This window comes from Arthrobacter sp. ok909 (assembly GCF_900104405.1).
Taxonomy (GTDB): Bacteria; Actinomycetota; Actinomycetes; order Actinomycetales; family Micrococcaceae; genus Arthrobacter; species Arthrobacter humicola.
The window spans coordinates 1-18,550 of the sequence record NZ_FNJS01000026.1 but is presented as its reverse complement, the minus strand read 5'-3'; the positions used below and the strand labels follow the sequence as shown (position 1 = coordinate 18,550).

Sequence of the window (18,550 nt, the reverse complement as noted above, 5' to 3'; positions counted from 1 at the left end):
TGGGTTCCTTAGTTTTCCGCGCCGGCGGCGGTCGTTGAGATACTGCCCACGGCGCCCGCCGGAGTGCTGGTGGCGGCGTATCGGCTGGCGGGCCGGCCCAGCCCGAGCTGCTCGCGGAAGGTGGCGTCCGGGGTGGTGGGCGCCAAGAGCCCGCGGCGGCGCAGCTCCGGCAGGACCAGGCGTGAGAGTTCCTCCAGATCCGTGTCCAGCACGGCGGGGTGCAGGCGAACGCCGTCGGCCCACGCCAGCACCTCGGTGAGCAGCTCGGTCAACTCGGCGGCCGTCCCGACGAACTGCGCCCGCGGGCTCTCCCACGCGGTGTGGCCGTTCAGTGCGGCAAGCCTGTCCGCGGCGGTCTGACCGCGGGAGTCCAGCACGACGTCGAGCTCGGCAATCAGCGCAGGCTCACGCCCGCCGCCGGCCAGTCCTGCGCGCGTCTCCGCGAGCTCGGCGGCGAGGAGCTCGGGCGCCGGGGCCGAGACGAGGAGCGCATCGGCCGCCCCGGCCGCGACGGCCTCCGGGCTGAGGAGCCCGGCCGGGGACACCACGGGCAGCTGCCCCTGGAGCGGCCGCGGAATGATCGACGGACCCTTCACGGAATAGTTGCCGTTGTCGACGTCGATGTAGTGCAGCTTGTCGACGTCGAGATAGCGCCCGGTGGAGACGTCTCGGATCACGGCGTCATCTTCCCAGGAGTCCCACAGCCGGCGGCTGACCTCGATCGAATCGGCGGCTTCCCGGGAGAGACCGGCCCCGCGCACCGTGTCCCGTCCGACGGCGGCGGCATCGGCCGCGCTAGGCGACGCCGCCACGAGCCAGCCGGCCCGTCCGCCGGAGACGTAGTCCAGGCTGGCCAGCTGGGTGGCGACGTGGAACGGCTCGGTGTAGACGGTGTCCACTTCCGGGATGAGCGCGAGGGACCGCGTCATGGGACCGGCGAACGCGGCACGCTGCAGGGCGTTGAGCCGGGCGGCGTCATCCGGGTCCGGGTGCCCGGGCAGGCCGGGGTCGGAAAGCGTCGCGGCGTGGAACCCGGCAGACTCGGCGGCGAGCACGGCGCCGCGGAGGTGGTCCGGGGCCAGTACGGCGCCGGGCACCGTGCGGGAAGCCCGCCAGGCGGCCGGGTGGCTGCCGGCGCCGTCGAGCTCCAGCAACAGGAGGCCGCGGCCCCGCGGCTGGTCATCGGGGGGAAGGGTGCTCATGATGCGTCCTGACGTTCGTAGGGGATCTGTTCGCCGGCTTCAATGGCCACCGGCAGGCGGTTCTCGGCCGGGGGCAGCGGGCACGTGGCGAGGTCGGTGTAGGCGCACGGCAGGTTCACGGCCCGGTTGAAGTCCAGGGAGACTGTCCCGTCGGGGCCCGGCGCCGGCACGGTGAGCGAGCGGTTGGCAGCGTAGGTGGCCTTGCCCGACGTTGCGTCCGTGAACAGCACGGACAGTGTGCCCGGGGCGTGGCCGTTGAAGGCGGTGAGGCTCAGGTCCTCACCGTGCAGCCGGAAGCGGATCTCGCCCGGCGCCTCATAGACGTGGTGGATGCCTTCGACCGCCGCGCCCACCGTGGTGGGGCGCGGTTCGGCGAACGGGACGAATATTCCTTGAGCGGAATATTCAGAAGTGGGTGCGTAGGCAGGCGTGCCGCGGTAACCCGTGAGCAGCGGATTGAGGGGATGCCGCGGCCGCACGACATAGCGGCCACCGCGCTTGGCGAGCTCGATCACGGTGTGCCCGGCTCCGGCATCCTCCACCCGCAGGTTGAGCCCATCACGCTCAGAGATCGGGCCGAGGAACACGGTGGCGCCGGTGGCGTCGGGGTTCAGTTCCTGCCCACCCCGGAGGACGCGTTCGCCTGCCCGCAAGACCAGGCGGACGACGTCGTCCTCGACGCTCCACGTGCCGGGCGCGCCGTCCAGGCGGGCGGGCGAGGCGTCGAGCCAGTGCAGATGGGTGACGGCGAGGAAGCCGTGGGGATCGGCGCGGTGACGTTCGTGCGCCGCATGCCAGTCAGCCCACGCGGCCTCGAATGCCCGGTCGGGAGTGTTTCCGTCGTCCGTGGTCCCGGCGTCCCGGGAACGGTCGGCGGTTTCAGCGTGCGCTGACGTATCAGTGGGTGTAGACATGGGAGCTCCTGTGGGTGTTGTGGTCGGCCGCGACGCGGGCCGCGGCATCGGGTTCGGCACCTGTTGTGCCGGCGGGGCCGGACCCGGGACGCCCCGCGTAGGGGTCCCCGGAGCCCCAGAGTGTGGTGGGCGCGGCGGCACGCACGGCCGGAATGACCTCGAGCGCGAACCGCTCCAGGATCTCCAGCTGCTGGTCGAAGGGCAGCGTGGTGGGCAGGGAGATGGACTGGAGGTCATGGCCGTAGAGCGAGTGGTAGCTGAGGATCTTGTCGATCACCTGCTCCGGGCTGCCCGCGAGGGCCGGCCCCTCGGCCACGGCGTGGTCGATGTCGCGGTACGGGGAATTGTTACCCGGAACATTGCGGCCGGTCGTGAGGGCCTCGTAGACCGGGCCGAACTGCCGTTTGGCCTCCTGCGTGGTGTCCGCGATGAACACCCCGCCCGCGCCGGAGCCGGAGCCCAGGTACTGGTGGCGGGGATCGTGGCCGTGGCGTTCGTACTCCTCGCGATAGTGGTCGATCAGCACCTTGTAGTTTTCGCGCGGCTGGATCGCGTTGGCCGTGAACAGCGGATCGCCCCACTGCGCCGCCAGGGCCGCCGAGGTCAGGCTGGTGGCCGATCCGTGCCACACCCGCGGCGCGCCGGCGAAGGGACGGGGCGTCGTCGTGGTGGGCTCGGCCAGGGCCGGCCGGAAGCGTCCGGACCATGTGACGTTCTCCTCGGTCCACAGCCGGCGCAACAGGCCGTACTTCTCGGCGAGGAGCTCCCACTGATCCGCGAGGTCCAGGCCGAATATGGGATACTGCAGCACTTCATTGCCCTTGCCGATCACGAGTTCCAGCCGGCCGCGGCTGAGCTGATCGATCGTGGCGTAGTCCTCGGCGACCCGTACCGGATCCAGCACGGACAGCACGGTCACCCCGCTTTGCAGCCGGATCCTGGAAGTGACCGCGGCGATCGCGGCGAGCACGGTGATAGGGGAGGATGAGATGAACTCGCCCGCGTGGCGTTCGCCGACCGAGAAGCTGTCGTAACCGAGTTCCTCGGCCCGGCGCGCCGTCTCCACCACCTGGTTGAGCCGGTCCGCGGTGGAGACGATCTCCCCGGTGACCGGGTTCTTCAGGTGCGGGATGATGTCGAGGACCTGGAACCTCACTGTGTTTTGCCTGTCTGTGTTTTCCCTGCGGGGCCCGTCCCGAAGTTTGCCTCGGTGACGGTCTTGGACTCGGGGAGGGCTTCCTCGGAGAGTCCCCAGCGGTCCAGGACCTTGGCGTAGGAGCCGTCTTTGATCGCGGAGTTCAGCGCGTCCGTGATGGCCGGCGCCAGGCCGTTGCCCTTGAGCGTGGTGGCCGCGACAAGGGTCTCGGACGGCCAGCCGGCGTTGACCTTGCCCACCACCTTGAGGTCGTCGCGGGTGTTTTCCCGGTAGATGACGGACGGATAGGGCGCCAGGTTCAGATCCGTGCGTCCGGAGGACAGGGCCAGGATGGTGTCGGCATCGGAGGAGTAGTACTGCAGCACCGCCGGGGCCTTGCCCTTGGCCTCCAGCTCCTTGTTCCAGGCGAGCAGGATCTTCTCCTGGTTGGTGCCGGAGCCTACGGAGATCTTGAGGCCGGAGATGTCATCGGAACCCTTGATGTTGTAGTTGGAGCTCTTCTTGGCCTCGAAGCCCATGTACGCGGCGCGGTAGCTGGAGAAGTCGAAGAGCTTGACGCGTGCAGCGTTGATTCCCACGTTGGAGAACACAGCCTCGAAGTCGCCGGACTGTGTCTTCAGCGGCCAGTTCTCCCAGGAAGTCACCTGGACATCCAGCTCCAGGCCCAGTTTGTCGGCGACCAGTTGGGCCAGGTCCACCTCGACGCCGATCGGGGTCTTATCGTCGGTGGCGTGGAAGGACAGCGGGATGGCGCCCGCCGTCGTGGCGACGGTGAGCTTGCCGTCCTTGCCGATCAGCGCGGGGACCTTCGCGGCCGCGGCCGCGTCCTTCCCGGCCCGGATGCGCTGCTGGTCCGGCGAGGTGTTGTAGACGACGCCGTTGCGCGCCGCCGTCGTCGCGGGCTGTCCGCCTGACGCGGCGGAAGCGCCGGGATCGGAGCAGGAGGTCAGGGCCAGCGTGCCGGACAGGGCGCCGATGAGGACGACGGCGGGAAGCGCCGCAGGCTTTCGACGGGGACCAGTACTGTGGCGGACGGCGCGGAGGGCGGGGCGGATTGCCATGGGTTTCCTTAGATGTTGAAAGCGGGCTCGATCACCTTGGAGAAGAAACTCCGGGTGCGGTCTTCCTGCGGGTTAGTGAAAATCTGTTGGGGTGTGCCTTGTTCGACGATCTGGCCCTGGTCCATGAACACGACCGTGTCGGCAACGTCGCGGGCGAAGCCCATCTCATGCGTGACGATGATCAGCGTGGTGCCGGAGTTGGCGAGCTCGCGGATGACGTCCAGCACCTCGTTGACCAGTTCCGGGTCCAGCGCCGAGGTGGGCTCGTCGAAGAGCAGGATCTTCGGGTCCAGGGCCAGCGCCCGGGCGATCGCGACGCGCTGCTGCTGGCCGCCGGACAGCTGGCGGGGGTAGGCGCCGGCGCGGTCCTTCAACCCCACCCGGTCCAGCAGTTCCAGTCCGTGCTCGCGGGCCTCGGCTTTGGAGAGTCGGGGTTTGCCGGCCCGGGGTGCGACGACGGGCGCCTCGGTGACGTTTTCCAGCGCGGTCAGGTGCGGGAACAGGTTGAAGTTCTGGAACACCATGCCGATCTCGGTGCGCTGCCTGAGGATCTCCTTCTCGCGGAGCTCGTGCAGCCTCCGGCCCCGGACCTCGTAGCCCACCGGGGTGCCGTCGATGGCGATGAACCCGGCGTCGACCTTTTCCAGGTGGTTGATGGTGCGCAGGAGGGTGGATTTGCCGGACCCGGACGGGCCGACGATCACGGCGACGCCGCCGGGCTCGACCGTCAGGGAGATGCCCTTGAGGACTTCCGTGGCGCCGAAGGACTTGCGGACCTTCGTGATCTCAACGAGGCCACGGGTGGATTCCCGGGCTGAGGCGGTTTCCAGGGCTTCGTGGGCTCCGGTGGCCGGAAGGACCGAGGTGCTCATCGGGTACCTCTTTCCTGGGTAGTTTCCCTTGTTGCGGGTGCATGGGTGGCGAGGAACTTGCGGGCCTTCTGCAGCGGGGTCAGGGGCAGTGTGCGGACGGCGCCCTTGGAGTAGTGGCGCTCGATGTAGTACTGGAAGACGCTCAGGACCGAGGTGATGACGATGTACCAGAGCGTGGCCACGAGCAGCAGCGGCAGGACCTGCTGGGTCCGGTTGTAGATCACCTGGACCGTGTAGAAGAGCTCGGAGTAGGCCAGGACGTAGACGATCGAGGTGCCCTTGACCAGGCCGATGACCTCGTTGAAGGCCGTGGGCAGGATGGCGCGCATGGCCTGCGGCAGGACGATCCTGGTGGAGCGCCGCCATGCCGGAATGCCCAGCGCCGCGGCGGCCTCCAGCTGACCCTGGTCCACGGAAAGGATGCCGCCGCGGATGATCTCGGCCGAATAGGCGGCCTGGTTCAGGGTGAGGCCGAGGACGGCCGCGGCGAACTGGCTGATCAGGGTGGTGGTCTGGGCCTCGAAGAAGCGCACGTCCGTGAAGGGAATGCCTAAGCTGATTTTCTCGTAGAGGTAGCCCAGGTTGTACCAGAGCAGCATCTGCACCAGCAGCGGCGTGGAGCGGAAAATCCAGGAGAACGTCCAGGACACGGAGACCAGCAAGGGGGACGCGGAGAGCCGCATCAGGGCCAGGATGAACCCCAGGATGAAGCCGAGTGCGCCCGAGATCGCGGTCAGCTTGAGGGTCTCCAGCAGGCCGTTCACGATCGACTGCGCGGTGAACCATTCCGCCACCACGCCCCACTCCCAGCGGGGATTCGTGGCCAGAGACCAGGCGACGCCGGCGACGCCGAAGGCGACGACGGCCGTGCCGGCCCAGCGCCACGGGTGCCGGGCCGGGACCAGCTTGTAGTCGGCGTAACCGGTGGCGGCCTTGCGGGCCGTTGACCCAGTGCCGGGCTGAGCGGCGGGTGTAGGGGCGGCGGGTTCCGGGACGGCGTGTTCCGGGACTGTGGGTCCGGAGGATCCGGCGGGTGTGGTGTCGGGTGTGGTTCCGGCGCCGGGGGACGCCGGCTCCGGGGCGGACTGCGCCACCGGGGTTGCTGTTGAACTCATGCGCCACCTCGCTTCTTCCAGTTGGTGTGGGGTTCGGTTGGCTGCCAATCTAGGGCCGCGCGAAAACGCCGGGCAAGGCGCCAAGTTGCATGCGTTCACGCGGGTTCGCACGGCGTCACACGACGATTTGTTGCCTCGATTTGCGTCCCATTACGCGAGGTGAACGGCCGTGACCGGCGCCTCGACCGGCCCTGTTTCGGGTGCCTAGCATGAGGGCTCCGAACCAGACCCAGGAGGCCCTCATGCCAGCGAATTCCCCGTCCGTGGTTCTCATCGGCGGCGGCCCGCGCACGGCCGGGTTGCTGGAACGCCTGGCCGCCAACCGGCAGGAACTCTTCGCCGGCCCGCTTCACGTCCATGTTGTGGAACCCCACGCGCCGGGGTCCGGCCGGATCTGGCGCTACGAGCAGGACGCCGGGCTGATGCTCAATTCCACCGCGGCGGACGTCACGATGTTCACGGACGCCTCGGTCCAGTGCGAGGGACCGGCCGTCGATGGTCCGGGACTGGCCGAATGGGCCGCCGGGGTCCTGGACGGCTCCATCGCGGACGTGCCGGAGCTCCCGCAGAGACTCCGGGCCCAGCTCGGTACCCTCACCGGCGCCACCTTCCCCACCCGGCAGCTGCAGTGCATCTATCTCGAATGGTTCTTCCGCCGCGCCGTTGCTGCCCTCGGGCCGGAGACCACCGTGACGGTGCACCAGGACACGGCGTCCGCCGTCGAACCCTTACAGACGGACCCGGAACGGGTAGACCAGGAGCAGGGCGACCCTGGCGTGGACGGGTACAGCGTCCGGCTGGCCGACGGCGCGGCGCTGCACGCCGACGTCGTGGTGGCCTCCCTGGGTCACACCGATTCGCTCCCGGACCGGGAATCTGCTGCCTGGGCCGGTTTTGCCGCCCGGCATGGCGCGTTCCACGCGGCGCCCAGCTACACCACCGACGTCGACTACTCATCGATAGCCGCCGGCCAGGACGTGATTGTTTCCGGCATGGGCCTGGCCTTCGTGGACCTGCTGGTGCTGCTCATGGAGGGTCGTGGCGGCCGCTTCGAGGAACTGCCCGACGGCGGGCTGCGCTACCTGCCCTCCGGTGCCGAGCCGCGGTTGTGGGCCGGATCCCGCCGCGGCGTGCCCTACCATTCCAAAATCACCTCCACCCTGCGCGGTGACGCTGCGGGAGAGCCCAAGTTCTTCACCGACGAGGCCGTCGAGGCGCGGCTGGAGGCATCCGGCGAGCTGGACTTCCGCGCCCAGCTCTGGCCTTTGATCGCCAAGGACGCCGGCTATGCGTACTACCGCGAGCTGTTCACCGGTTACCCGGAGCGGGTCCGGATCGGCTGGGAGGAATTCGCCGAGCGCTTCTCCGCCGCGGACTGGTACAGCCAGGAGCGCCACCGGCTCGTTGTCGAATCAGTCCCGGACACGGAGCTCCACCTGGACCTTGAGCGGCTGGACCGTCCCTTCGAGGGCCGCGTTTTTGAGGGCCTTGCGGATGTCCAGGCCGCGGTGGCCGCCCACATCGGCCGCGATCTTGAGCTGCGGACCGGACCGGACCATTCGGAGACGTTGGCCCTGTTCATCTCCCTGCTCAAGGCCTACATGGACCTTGGCCGGCTGGTTCCGTCCGCGCGGTTGAACGCGCGGTCGCAGCGTGAGGTCCAGGGCTGGTGGCACGGCTTCTTCAGCTTCGTCGATTCCGGGCCCCCGCCGCGCAGGCTCCGGGAGATGCTGGCGATCCACCGGGCCGGACTGTTGCGGTTCCTTGGCCCTGGGCTGGAAATCGAGGCCGCGGAGTACTCGGGCCGGTTCGTTGCCACCTCGGCGCAGTCCAAGATCACGGTGTCAGCTGCGGCCCTGATCGAGGCCCGGCTTCCGGAGCCGTCGGTGGTCCGCTCCGCAAATCCGCTGCTACGCCAGCTGCACACCTCCGGGCTTGGCACCGAACAGCAGCTCCTGACCGCGGACGGCACCCACGCGACGGGACGTCTGCTGGTGTCTGCCCACAACGAGCTCATCAGCCCGGTCGGGGAACGGCGCGAGAGGGTGTTCGGCGTCGGGCCCGGCACCTCCGGCTGGGGCGCGGGGGCCTTCGCGCGGCCCAAGAGCAACGCCGCGCCGTTCCGCGAAAACGACGCCCTGGCCCGGCGCATCCTGAATCTCCTGACCCGCGAGGGCAGCGTTCAGGAGAACAATTACCAGAACAACAACCACGCGGTGCCGCAGGCCGCCGCACGCGGAAAGGGCCGGCCATGACCCTGTCACCACTGGACCCCTCACCCTTGCGCACCTTGCCTGCGGACAACGCGGACACCCCGCCGACCCCGCCGGAGGAGACTCCGCCGTCGAACAAGTCAGCGCTGACAGTCCTGAACCTGCCCATGAGCGACCCCCGGGTCCGTCCGCTCCTGGACGAACTCGCGATCGAGTACGACACCCGCTACGGCAACCTCTTTGGCAAGGGAGCCGCCGCGGAGGAACTGAACCGTTACCCGGCCGAGGAATTCGCAGCTCCGGGCGGGGCCCTGCTCATTGTGCGCGAGAACGGCGAGTCCGTGGCCGGCGGCGCCTTCCGCCGGCACGGCCCGCAGACAGCAGAATTCAAGCGGATCTGGACGCATTCGGCGCATCGCCGCCGCGGACTCGCCCGCTTCGTCCTCGCCGAGCTGGAGGCGTTGGCCGCCCGCCGCGGCTACCGCAGGGTCTACCTGACCACCGGCCCCCGCCAGCCCGAGGCGAAACACCTCTACCTGAACAGCGGCTACGAGGCGCAGTTCGACCTCTCCGCCGATCCCGAAACCATCGGACCGCTCGCATTCACCAAGGACCTCCCCAGCCAAAACCCCAACGTGAACCCCAACGCGGGGTCACATAACGCCCGTCCAGGGCCTCGGGATGGGCGCTAAGTGATCCCCGCGTCGCTTGCTCGTGGCGCAGCCTGCCATGGGCCGGGGAGCGTTGCTTCGGGCTAGAGTTCCACATGGGGTCTACCCCTAGGACGAAGCATTCAGGAGCCGCCACGAAACGGCGGAGAAGCAGCCGGGAGTCATCAGTGCGGCATGGATCCAAGCCCACCATCCGCGACGTCGCAGAGACGGCCGGGGTCTCCGTCACCACCGTCTCCTACGTGCTGTCAGGCCGGTCCGGCGGCACCACCCGGATCAGCGAGGCCACCCAGGACCGGGTGCACGCCGCGGTCCGCGAACTTGGCTACGTGGCCAACCGGGGCGCCCGCGGCATGCGGCGGGGCCGGACGGAGCTGGTGGCCGTGGCCGTCGCGGACCTCGAGGACCCCCAGGACCGCGCCCTCGCCACGCTGCTGGCCGCCATCCTGCCGAAGCACGGCTACCAGACGGTCGTCTTGCTGGGCGGGGGCTGGCGGCAGTTCATGCTTGCCGGCGGCGCCGACGGCGTGATCCGCACGAGCGCCTCCGAGACCGCCGAAGACGCCGCAGCCATGGCAGAACTCGCCGCCCGCGGCGTGGCCCAGGTGCTCATCACGGACGACGCCGGAGCCGGCGCCCTTGACGCCAACCCCGACGGCATCCCGGATGTTCAGGCGGGATACGACGTCGTGCCCGCGGGAACCGAGAGCACGGAGGCTCTGGCCGAGCGCGCCGTCACTGCGCTGCTCGGCCGGCTGCGGAGCTAGCAGTACTAGCCCCGCCTTTAGGCGTTCAGCGCGGCGGCTTCCGGCGCGGTCGTATCCGGTGCTGCGGCGCCCCGGACGGGGCGCCGGGCCAGCCACGCGGCCACGGTGGCGCCGGAGATGTTGTGCCACAGGGAGAAGACAGCGGACGGCAGCGCGGCCAGTGGGCTAAAGTGCGCCGTGGCGAGGGTGGCGGCCAGGCCGGAGTTCTGCATCCCGACCTCAAAGGCGAGGGCCCTGCGCGCCCGGTCGTCAAGGCGCCCCACCTTGCCGGCCAGGTACCCCAGGCCCAGCCCGAAGCCGTTGTGCAGCACCACAGCCAGGAACACGATGCCGCCCGCGGCGACGATCTTGCTGGCGCTTCCGGCCACCACGATCGCCACGATCAGCGAAATCACGACGGCGGACGCCCACGGCAGTGCCGGCAGAACCTTGGCCACGACCTTCTTGAGGAAGAGACGGGCCAGCAGACCTGCGACAACGGGCAGGAGGACGGTCTTGAGGATGTCCTGGACCATGCCGCCGGCGTCGATGCTCAGGTACGAGCCGGCGAGGAACAAGACCAGCAGCGGCGTGACGATCGGGGCAATCAGGGTGGACACGGACGCGACGGCCACGGACAGGGCCACATCGCCCTTGGCGAGGAACGCCATCACATTGGAGGCGGTGCCCGACGGCGCGCAGCCCACCAGGATCAGGCCCACAGCCAGTTCCGGTTCGAGGTGCAGGGCGACGGCGATCAGCCAGCCGGCGCCCGGCATGATGACGTAGTGGGCCACGATTCCCAGGGCCACCGCCCAGGGGCGCTTGGCCACCGAGGCGAAATCGGGCGGGGTCAGGGTCAGGCCCATGCAGAACATGATGATGCCCAGCAGGAACGGCACACTGGGCGCCAGGGGTTTGAAGACTCCGGGAAGCAGGAAACCGGCAACGCCGGCCACCACAACGAGGATGGGGAAGATCGTCACCGCGATACGCGCGATCTTTGCCTCGGCCGCGAGGGCGGGATTGAGGGGGACGTCGGCGGCGGTGCCTGCGTCCCGGGGGGAATTCGGAGTTTTAGTTGCCTCAAGCATCCAAGCATGGTGCCACCGGCGTCCGCGGGCAGGCTACTTCGTGACCACCTGGTGGACAAATATGTCAGATTTTTTGCCACTCCGCCCCCGGCGGGGCGGCTTGGGTAGGGTTGCCTGGTGGGTGAGCCCAGGACGGCGAACTCCCCACTCCCTCTGGCGCGGCGCGGCGCCCCACAATCATTGAAATCCGAAGGCTGCCTGTGCCTTCTTGACCACGAACGGAGCCAGCAATGGCCGCCAAAACTGCCGCAGATGCCCCGGCCTTCACGCCCGAGCAACTGCAATCCGTCCGGGGCGCCTTGAGGTCCCCGCGCCGGCTCAAAACCGAAGTGCTCGGCGGCCTTGTGGTGGCCCTGGCCCTCATCCCGGAGGCGATCGCCTTCTCGATCATCGCCGGGGTGGACCCCCGGATCGGACTCTTCGCCTCCTTCACCATGGCCGTCACCATCTCCTTCGTCGGCGGGCGCCCCGCGATGATCTCGGCGGCCACCGGGGCCGTCGCCCTGGTGATCGCCCCGCTCGTGAAGTCCCACGGGCTGGACTACCTGGTCGCCGCGGTGATCCTGGCCGGCCTTTTCCAGATCATCCTGGGCCTGTCCGGGGTGGCAAAGCTGATGCGCTTCATCCCGCGCTCCGTGATGGTGGGCTTCGTCAACGCGCTGGCCATCCTGATCTTCCTCTCCCAGGTGCCCGAGCTGATCGGCGTCCCGTGGCTGGTCTATCCGCTCACCGCGGCAGGCCTGCTGATCGTCTTCGGCCTGCCAGAGCTGACCAAGGCCGTTCCGGCGCCTCTCGTGGCCATCGTGGTCCTGACACTCATCACCGTCCTGGCCGCCGTCGCCGTTCCCACCGTGGGGGACAAGGGTGCGCTTCCGGACTCACTGCCCTCCCTGTCCCTTCCCGGGGTGCCGTTCACGTTCGAAACGCTGCAGGTGATCTTCCCCTTCGCCCTGGCCATGGCCTTCGTGGGGCTGCTCGAATCCCTCATGACCGCGAAGCTCGTGGACGACATCACCGACACCCGCTCGCCCAAAACCCGCGAGGCCTGGGGCCAGGGCGTGGCCAACATTGTCACCGGCTTCTTTGGCGGCATGGGCGGCTGCGCGATGATCGGCCAGACCATGATCAACGTCAAGGCCTCCGGCGCCCGCACCCGGATCTCCACCTTCCTGGCCGGCGTCTTCCTGCTCATCCTCGTGGTGGCTCTCGGCGGCATCGTGTCCCTGATCCCGATGGCCGCGCTCGTGGCCGTGATGATCTTCGTTTCCGTTGCCACTTTCGACTGGCACAGCATCAGGCCCTCCACCCTCAAAGCGCTGCCCAAGAGCGAAACGCTCGTCATGGTCGCCACTGTCGCCGTCACCGTGGCCACGCACAACCTGGCGATCGGCGTCGGCGTCGGCGTTCTGGTCGCCATGATCCTGTTTGCCCGGCGGGTGGCGCACTTCGTCACCGTGGAGCGGTCCCTGGCGGAGGGCGACGGCGGCCAACTCGCCACCTACAAGGTGGACGGCGAGTTGTTCTTCGCCTCCTCGAACGACCTCTACACCCAGTTCGAGTACGCCCTGGATCCCGCCCGCGTGGTTATCGACATGCGCGACTCCCATCTCTGGGACGCCTCCACGATCGCCGCACTGGATGCCATTACCGAGAAGTACCGCCAGCACGGCAAGAGCGTCGACGTGGTGGGCCTCAACGATGCCAGCCTGGCCATGCGCGAACGGCTCGCCGGAAAGCTCGGCGCCGGGCACTAGCAGGGCGGCAGTGGCGGCTTGCTGGCGTCGGGGTTTCCCCGCCTTCGGAAGTTCCCGCCGGCGTGTTGCGCCGAACCGCCGGCGATTGGCGGCGTCGTGCCTCTAAAGCTGGGGAGACTCGGCGGCGGGTCAGCTTGGGCGCGCCGGTCCGGTGGTGTTGCGGACCACCAGATGCGGTGTCCTGACCAGGTGCGCCGGGGCGTCGGCTCCTGCCAGCCGCTCGACCGCCCTGTCCACGGCGGCAGTGGCGAGGAGGGGCGCGTCCTGGCTGACAGAAGTCAGTTGCACATAGCTGAGCCGGGCAAACTGGCTGTCGTCGTAGCCGACCACCGACACGTCCGACGGCACGCGCAGCCCGGCGGTCCGAAGGCCCTCGATCACCCCGAGGGCTGACCTGTCATTGAAGGCGATCACGGCGGACGGGGGGTTGTCCCGGAGCGATGCGCAGGCCCTGAGCCCGTCTTCCTCGGTGAGGCCGCCCGGAACCACGAAAGGTTCCAGCCCCCGGCGGAGCATTTCGGCGCGAAAGGCATCCCGGCGCTGGTCGGCCGAGACTGCCGCCCCGCCGTCGACATGGACAATGCTTCGATGACCCAAGGCGGCGAGGTGTTCAACGGCCAGCCGGATGCCGGCGTGGTTGTCGCTGCTGACGGAGTCCACTTGGTCTCCGACGTCGTCGCGCAGGAGGCTTACAACCGGGGCCCGGCGTGCAAACCCGGCGAGCTCCTGGCTGCCCAGCGTCGGGGAGATGAGGATCAGCGCCTCGCAGCCCATATCCAGGAGCGCTTCCGCCGCACGCGTTTCCGGCCGGCCGCTGGCAACCGCGCTCAAGGCGATTTCGTAGCCCCGTTCCGCGGCGCCGGCATAGGCGGCGTCGACGATCTCGGCGTGGAACGGCTCTGACGTGAAGAAGCTCAACCCGAGAAGCCTGGTCCGCGCGCTGCGCAACAGCCGGGCCCGGCTGTCCGGCCGGTAGCCGAGTTCCCGGGCCGCTTCGAGCACCTTCTTCCGGGTGGACTCGGCGGCGCCCGGGGCGCCGCGCATCACGATGGACACCAGGGCACGTGAGACGCCGGCGGCTTCGGCGACGTCCATGAGCGTGGGGCGGCGCTGCTGTTCGGTCATTCTTGCTCCTTGCTTTCAACCAGTCTATAGAACGTTCTAGACAATCACTGGCAGTAGGTGCATCATGGATCTACTAGAACGATCTATAACCCAGGCTAGGAGTTTTTCATGAGCTATCTGCAGCACCCGGTCAGCGACGACCGGCCCGTCCGCGTCGGACTCATCGGCGCCGGTTGGATTGGCAAGTTCCACGCCGAGTCCGTGGCGCACCGGATTCCGGGTGCCCGTCTGGAGGCCATTGCCGATCTCGCCCTCCCCGCGGTCGAAGCCCTCGCTGGCCGGCTGGGAGTGCGCAAAATCAGCACGGACCCGGCAGACGTGATGAATGATCCGGACATCGACGCGGTCCTCATTGCGGCGCCGGCCCGGTTCCATTCGGACCTGATTGCTGCTGCGGCCCGGGCCGGGAAGGACGTGTTCTGCGAGAAGCCGGGCGGCCGGACTATTGAGGAGTTGGACGGTGCCCTTGATGCAGCCGACGCTGCCGGCGTCATTGTTCAGTTCGGCTTCAACCGGCGCTATGCAAACGACTTCGCCGCGGCGCGGAAGCTGATTGACGACGGCGCCGTGGGGGTTCCCCAGCTGCTCCGGTCGCTGACGCGGGATCCGGGCACCGCGGCGGGCCTTGCCGCCCCCGAGCGGATTGCGCCGGGAACCATCTTCCTGGAAACCCTGATCCACGATTTCGACACCCTGAACTGGCTGAACCCGGGCGCCGTTCCGGTCCGTGTCCACGCGGTCGCCGACGCGCTGGTCGCCCCTGAGCGGAAAACCGGCGGACTACTGGACACGGCTGTGGTGACGGTGACGTACAGCAACGGTGCCATCGCGGTGGCCGAGGCCAATTTCAATGCCCTGTACGGCTACGACGTGCGCGGCGAAGTCTTTGGCTCAGCGGGCATGGTTACTGCGGGCGGGCCCCAGGCGTCCAGCGCGACGAGCTACACCGCGGCCGGCATCGCCTCCTCCACCGTGCGGCTGAACGTGGATCTTTTCCATGACGCCTACATCGCGGAACTGGCCCACTTCGTCGACGCCGTCAAGGCGCGCCGCGGGAACCAGACGGCCCCCGGAACCCCGGGCCCCGGCGGCACCGACGCCCGCAACGCCCTGGCCGTGGCACTCGCGGCGATCCGTTCGAACGAGACCGGGCTTCCCGTGGAGGTTTCCTCGATCGCCGAACTGCGGGCCGCCGAGCCCGCGCTCCACGCCGTCGGGCAGGGAGAATGAGCTTCCGCCTGGCCGTTTGCGCCGAGATGGTCTACGGCGAGCTGGACCTCATCGAGAGGGTGCGGCGGATCCACGGACAAGGCTTCGAGGTGGAACTCTGGGATACGCGAGGGCGGGACATCTCCGCCCTCGCGGCCACGGGTGTCCGCTTCTCCTCGATGAGCGGTTACTTCGGCGGCAGCCTCATCGACCCCGAAAGCGCCGACGAGGTGGTGGCTTCGGCCGAAAAACTGATTCCCACCGCGCTGGAACTCGGCGTCGAGCGGATGGTGGTCCACCCGGCCGAGCTCGGGGAAGGCGGCCGCGCCGTCCGCCCCACGTACCGGTCCACGGGCCAAATGTGGCTGACCGGTCTGCGGACGCTCGAACGCCTTGCAGTACTGGGCGAGAAGCACGGCGTGACGTTTGCGCTCGAGAACCTCAACACCATCCTGGACCACCCCGGCATCCCGCTGGCCCGGGCCAAGGACACCCTCACCCTGGTCTCGGCGGTCGACCATCCCCACGTGAAGATGATGCTGGATCTGTACCATGCCCAGATCGGGGAAGGGAACCTGATCGAACTCGTCAGGGCCGCGCTGCCGTGGACGGGGGAGATCCAGGTGGCCGACGTCCCCGGTCGGTTCGAACCCGGCACCGGGGAAATCAACTACCGTGCTGTTGCGGCGGCGCTGAGCGAAGCCGGCTACTCCGGCGTCATCGGCCTTGAAGCCGCCGCCGCCGGCGGGCAAGGACTGGCTGCGGGCGATGCCGCCCTGGCCGCGTTCCGGGCGGCGTTCGAGGACTGATCGCGGCCTTATCGCGTGCACCGGGCCGCCCCCGCCCTTGGTCATGCCGCTGTGTCATGCCGCCGCCTTGCGCGGGGCCGCCCTACCCCTGCGTGAGCCTGTAGCGTTCGATCTGCTTGAGCCGCCGCAGCAGGCTGTCGCGCCGGGGGTGGGGGACGGCGTCGGCCGGCTCGGCGGTGAGCTCGATGTGTTCGGTGCCGTACTGCCACAGCAGCAGGTCATCGAGCAGCCGGTCCGGGCCGGGGGAGTAGCGGTGGTCCAGGGCCTGGCGGACCTCGGTGATCCGGTTGGCGCTGAGAAGGCTGGCGAGCTGCATGGTCTGGTTGAGCCCGTGGGCTGCCATGAGTTCCGCAGCCCAGCCCCAGTCGTCGTCGACCTTCCGGTCCACGTGCGGCAGCAGGGTCCGCCAGACGTCGCGGATCCGGTTGGGCGTCAGCGGCGCGACACCCTCGCCCTCCACATCCCAGTAACTGCGGACCTCCTCATAGCGCTCGTGCAGGTCCGAAAAGGCGCTTTCCACGGTCTCCAGCATGGCAGCCGTGGCGGTGAACTGGCGGTCGAAGTGCGGGGTCCAGGCCCGGGGGTCCTCGGCCTTGAAGCGAATGTCGTGCTCGATCTCGCTCCAGGCGTGGGCGAACACCGTGCGGATCTGGCATTCGAAGAAGTAGCTGCCGTTCGGCGGGACATCCGGGTTGAAGACCTGCTGGTAGTCCTTGACGGCCTCGTTTTGGATGGTCCGCAGGATCAGGTGCCGGCTGGAGTAGCCGTAGGTGCCTGACTCGATCGAGCCGATGTCCTTTTCGCGGTCTCCGCGGCAGTCGAAGAGCTGGCGCTGGCGCTTAATGAGGTTGGCCGCCACCGCGTTTTCCGCGGGCAGCTTGGTGATCACGCGGATGCCCACCATGTCGTTCAGAGTCCGGAAGGGGTCCGGGAACTTCAGCACCAGCGGGCCGCCCGGCTCCAGCGGTTTTTCCGTGCGGGAAATCTTCTCGCGGAAGGATTCGACGGTCTTGGTGCGGCCGGTGACGAACAGCGGCATGACCTCGGTGTCCTTGAACATGGTCCGCAGGGTGAGCAGGACCTCCCGGGTGACCAGTTTCAGCGCAGGCCTGACCCGCTCGTACAATTCCACGTTCTCCTGCACGGAATCGCGCAGGCTCGGGTCCAAACGCTCCCAGTTGCTCGCCATGCGTCCAGCTTACGGCGCACCCCCGACGCCGGGCGGCAGGCACTCCCGCGGCTGGGCCGCAGCCACCCCCGACGCCGGCGCCCCCGGACGGCATGCAGGAGCCCGACCTGCGCGGGGCCGCGCGGCGTCCACTGTAGGCTCAGCACATGGCTGATGTGCGGCGGCGGACTTGGATCGCGGCCGCAGCGACGGTGACGCTGGGGGCAGTCTCCGCCGCCTGTTCACCGGGCCCCAAGGAGGACGCTGTGAAGAGGCAGAAGTATCACTATGGCGAGGACCCCAGCCAGTGGGGCGAGCTTTTCCTCCCGGACGTGGCCGCGCCCAAGGGCGTGGTGGTGGTGATCCATGGCGGCTACTGGCGTTCGCAGTATGGTGCGGAACTCGGCGAACCCCTGGCCAAGGACCTCGCCACGCACGGCATGGCCGCCTGGAACCTGGAGTACCGGCGGGCCGGCAACGGCGGAGGCTGGCCCAACACCTTTGCCGACGTCCTGGCCGGAATCGACAAGCTCGGTGAGCTCGCGGACGAGCACGGGCTTGGCCTGGACCGGGTGGTGGCCCTGGGGCACTCGGCAGGTGGCCACCTTGCCGTCTGGGCGGCGGGACGCAGCCGGCTCGCCGGTCTCGGCGCCCCGGACGCGGACCGTCAGCTGGTGCGCAGGGGAGACAACGACGGCGCGGTGCGGCTTACGGGCGTCGTGAGCCAGTCGGGCTTGCTGAACCTTGCGGCCGCCGAGCGTCTGAACCTCAGCAACGGCGCGGTCAGCAATTTCCTCGGCGGTTCGTCGGAGAAATACCCCAAACGGCATAAATACGCGGACCCCATGAGTGCGGTGCCGTTGAGTGTGCCGATCTATGCCGTCCACGGGACAGAAGACGACACCGTGCCGTTCAGCCAGTCCGAGACCTACGCCGGCGCGGCCAAGGCGGCCGGTGCGCCGGTGCAGCTGCTCAAGGTCCCGGGCGACCACTTCGCGCTCATCGATCCCAAGGCGCCCGCCTACCGGAAGTGCCGCGAACTGGTGCAGCAGATGCTGGCCTGACATCCGGGCTGCGGGGCCGGGTCGTGGATTTGTGCGGGCGGTGGCTCAGGGCGGCCGCCGCCCCCTAGATGAGTGAGTCCGAATTGGGCGTGCGCCGCGTGGACGCTGTTAATTGAAGGTGGAGGGTGTTAAACCCTGTTTGTGAAGACAGATCTAAACACCCTCCTGACCACACTTTACGTCGATTTGGATGATCATGTCCTGCCGGGCCTGGGCTGGTCCCGCGCCCGGATCCGGGGCCGAAAACCAGCCTTGAGCGACGCGGAACTGCTCTGCCTGGCCGCGGCGCAGCATCTGCTGGGCATCCCTTCGGAACGCAAATGGATCCGCTACGCTCACAAGCACCTGGCCGGCATGTTCCCGAACCTGCCCGGGCA

General features: G+C 68.7%; 16 protein-coding genes and 1 pseudogene. 8 read left to right on the top strand and 9 right to left on the bottom strand.

Annotation, left to right across the window (positions count from 1 at the left end; translation table 11 throughout):
• Positions 1-8: 8 nt before the first annotated feature.
• The 6 genes from BLR03_RS17710 to BLR03_RS17685 are packed head-to-tail and all read right to left on the bottom strand — an operon-like array spanning position 9 to position 6,320.
• Complete coding sequence (locus tag BLR03_RS17710) at positions 9-1,202, bottom strand: LLM class flavin-dependent oxidoreductase (RefSeq protein ID WP_091255212.1); 1,194 nt, start codon at positions 1,200-1,202, stop codon at positions 9-11.
• Positions 1,199-2,116, bottom strand: a complete 918-nt coding sequence (locus BLR03_RS17705) for a DUF1684 domain-containing protein (RefSeq protein WP_091255211.1) — start codon at positions 2,114-2,116, stop codon at positions 1,199-1,201. Before BLR03_RS17705 ends, BLR03_RS17710 begins: the two co-directional genes overlap by 4 nt.
• Positions 2,100-3,272 carry an LLM class flavin-dependent oxidoreductase gene (locus BLR03_RS17700; protein ID WP_091255210.1) on the bottom strand — a complete coding sequence of 391 codons (1,173 nt, stop codon included), beginning with the start codon at positions 3,270-3,272 and terminating at the stop codon, positions 2,100-2,102. The genes BLR03_RS17705 and BLR03_RS17700 overlap by 17 nt, the downstream gene beginning before the upstream one ends.
• Positions 3,269-4,333, bottom strand: a complete 1,065-nt coding sequence (locus BLR03_RS17695) for an ABC transporter substrate-binding protein (RefSeq protein ID WP_091255209.1) — start codon at positions 4,331-4,333, stop codon at positions 3,269-3,271. The genes BLR03_RS17700 and BLR03_RS17695 overlap by 4 nt, the downstream gene beginning before the upstream one ends.
• Before the next feature lie 8 nt (positions 4,334-4,341).
• Positions 4,342-5,205: an amino acid ABC transporter ATP-binding protein gene (locus BLR03_RS17690; protein ID WP_254788573.1), complete on the bottom strand. Its 864-nt coding sequence runs from the start codon at positions 5,203-5,205 to the stop codon at positions 4,342-4,344.
• The gene (locus tag BLR03_RS17685) at positions 5,202-6,320 is read right to left on the bottom strand and encodes an amino acid ABC transporter permease (RefSeq protein ID WP_091255208.1); all 1,119 of its coding nucleotides are present in this window, start codon (positions 6,318-6,320) and stop codon (positions 5,202-5,204) included. The genes BLR03_RS17690 and BLR03_RS17685 overlap by 4 nt, the downstream gene beginning before the upstream one ends.
• A gap of 242 nt (positions 6,321-6,562) precedes the next feature.
• Between BLR03_RS17685 and BLR03_RS17680 the strand changes: the two genes are divergently transcribed.
• The 3 genes from BLR03_RS17680 (at position 6,563) to BLR03_RS17670 (ending at position 9,971) form a co-directional block, all read left to right on the top strand.
• Positions 6,563-8,575 carry an FAD/NAD(P)-binding protein gene (locus tag BLR03_RS17680; RefSeq protein WP_091255206.1) on the top strand — a complete coding sequence of 671 codons (2,013 nt, stop codon included), beginning with the start codon at positions 6,563-6,565 and terminating at the stop codon, positions 8,573-8,575.
• A 125-nt stretch (positions 8,576-8,700) separates the two neighbouring features.
• Positions 8,701-9,225, top strand: coding sequence for a GNAT family N-acetyltransferase (locus BLR03_RS17675; RefSeq protein ID WP_254788578.1), 525 nt, complete (start codon positions 8,701-8,703; stop codon positions 9,223-9,225).
• 146 nt (positions 9,226-9,371) lie between these two features.
• On the top strand, positions 9,372-9,971 hold the full coding sequence (locus BLR03_RS17670) for a LacI family DNA-binding transcriptional regulator (protein WP_091255202.1): 600 nt from the start codon (positions 9,372-9,374) through the stop codon (positions 9,969-9,971).
• Between the two features lie 17 nt (positions 9,972-9,988).
• Here BLR03_RS17670 and BLR03_RS17665 read toward each other — a convergent pair whose 3' ends face one another.
• Entirely contained in the window at positions 9,989-11,044 is a 1,056-nt protein-coding gene (locus tag BLR03_RS17665) for a bile acid:sodium symporter family protein (protein ID WP_091255199.1), read from the bottom strand.
• Between the two features lie 230 nt (positions 11,045-11,274).
• On the opposite strand from BLR03_RS17665, the gene BLR03_RS17660 reads away from it, so the two are divergent.
• Entirely contained in the window at positions 11,275-12,798 is a 1,524-nt protein-coding gene (locus tag BLR03_RS17660) for a SulP family inorganic anion transporter (protein ID WP_091255198.1), read from the top strand.
• Positions 12,799-12,927: 129 nt separating this feature from the next.
• Here BLR03_RS17660 and BLR03_RS17655 read toward each other — a convergent pair whose 3' ends face one another.
• Positions 12,928-13,923 carry a LacI family DNA-binding transcriptional regulator gene (locus tag BLR03_RS17655; RefSeq protein ID WP_091255197.1) on the bottom strand — a complete coding sequence of 332 codons (996 nt, stop codon included), beginning with the start codon at positions 13,921-13,923 and terminating at the stop codon, positions 12,928-12,930.
• Between the two features lie 108 nt (positions 13,924-14,031).
• Between BLR03_RS17655 and BLR03_RS17650 the strand changes: the two genes are divergently transcribed.
• Both BLR03_RS17650 and BLR03_RS17645 read left to right on the top strand, forming a co-directional pair.
• Positions 14,032-15,153 (top strand): Gfo/Idh/MocA family oxidoreductase, encoded by a 1,122-nt coding sequence (locus tag BLR03_RS17650; protein ID WP_091255192.1) that lies wholly within the window; start codon positions 14,032-14,034, stop codon positions 15,151-15,153.
• A complete protein-coding gene (locus tag BLR03_RS17645; protein ID WP_091255190.1) occupies positions 15,150-15,941 on the top strand; it encodes a TIM barrel protein in 792 nt (263 codons plus the stop codon). Before BLR03_RS17650 ends, BLR03_RS17645 begins: the two co-directional genes overlap by 4 nt.
• Positions 15,942-16,023: 82 nt before the next feature.
• On the opposite strand, the gene BLR03_RS17640 is transcribed toward BLR03_RS17645, so the two are convergent.
• Positions 16,024-17,130, bottom strand: coding sequence for a GTP pyrophosphokinase (locus tag BLR03_RS17640; protein WP_091255187.1), 1,107 nt, complete (start codon positions 17,128-17,130; stop codon positions 16,024-16,026).
• Positions 17,131-17,375: 245 nt separating this feature from the next.
• Here BLR03_RS17640 and BLR03_RS17635 point away from each other — a divergent pair, with 245 nt between their 5' ends.
• Positions 17,376-18,173: an alpha/beta hydrolase gene (locus BLR03_RS17635; RefSeq protein ID WP_091255186.1), complete on the top strand. Its 798-nt coding sequence runs from the start codon at positions 17,376-17,378 to the stop codon at positions 18,171-18,173.
• Positions 18,174-18,314: 141 nt separating this feature from the next.
• Positions 18,315-18,550, top strand: a pseudogene (locus BLR03_RS17630) (IS982 family transposase); the annotation flags it as partial.

What these genes read in the sequence shown, in the direction of transcription:
- BLR03_RS17710 (WP_091255212.1), bottom strand. Translation starts at nt 1,202, where the DNA reads ATGAGCACCCTTCCCCCCGATGACCAGCCGCGGGGCCGCGGCCTCCTG.
- BLR03_RS17705 (WP_091255211.1), bottom strand. Translation starts at nt 2,116, where the DNA reads ATGTCTACACCCACTGATACGTCAGCGCACGCTGAAACCGCCGACCGT.
- BLR03_RS17695 (WP_091255209.1), bottom strand. Translation starts at nt 4,333, where the DNA reads ATGGCAATCCGCCCCGCCCTCCGCGCCGTCCGCCACAGTACTGGTCCC.
- BLR03_RS17690 (WP_254788573.1), bottom strand. Translation starts at nt 5,205, where the DNA reads ATGAGCACCTCGGTCCTTCCGGCCACCGGAGCCCACGAAGCCCTGGAA.
- BLR03_RS17685 (WP_091255208.1), bottom strand. Translation starts at nt 6,320, where the DNA reads ATGAGTTCAACAGCAACCCCGGTGGCGCAGTCCGCCCCGGAGCCGGCG.
- BLR03_RS17680 (WP_091255206.1), top strand. Translation starts at nt 6,563, where the DNA reads ATGCCAGCGAATTCCCCGTCCGTGGTTCTCATCGGCGGCGGCCCGCGC.
- BLR03_RS17675 (WP_254788578.1), top strand. Translation starts at nt 8,701, where the DNA reads ATGAGCGACCCCCGGGTCCGTCCGCTCCTGGACGAACTCGCGATCGAG.
- BLR03_RS17665 (WP_091255199.1), bottom strand. Translation starts at nt 11,044, where the DNA reads ATGCTTGAGGCAACTAAAACTCCGAATTCCCCCCGGGACGCAGGCACC.
- BLR03_RS17660 (WP_091255198.1), top strand. Translation starts at nt 11,275, where the DNA reads ATGGCCGCCAAAACTGCCGCAGATGCCCCGGCCTTCACGCCCGAGCAA.
- BLR03_RS17655 (WP_091255197.1), bottom strand. Translation starts at nt 13,923, where the DNA reads ATGACCGAACAGCAGCGCCGCCCCACGCTCATGGACGTCGCCGAAGCC.
- BLR03_RS17650 (WP_091255192.1), top strand. Translation starts at nt 14,032, where the DNA reads ATGAGCTATCTGCAGCACCCGGTCAGCGACGACCGGCCCGTCCGCGTC.
- BLR03_RS17645 (WP_091255190.1), top strand. Translation starts at nt 15,150, where the DNA reads ATGAGCTTCCGCCTGGCCGTTTGCGCCGAGATGGTCTACGGCGAGCTG.
- BLR03_RS17640 (WP_091255187.1), bottom strand. Translation starts at nt 17,130, where the DNA reads ATGGCGAGCAACTGGGAGCGTTTGGACCCGAGCCTGCGCGATTCCGTG.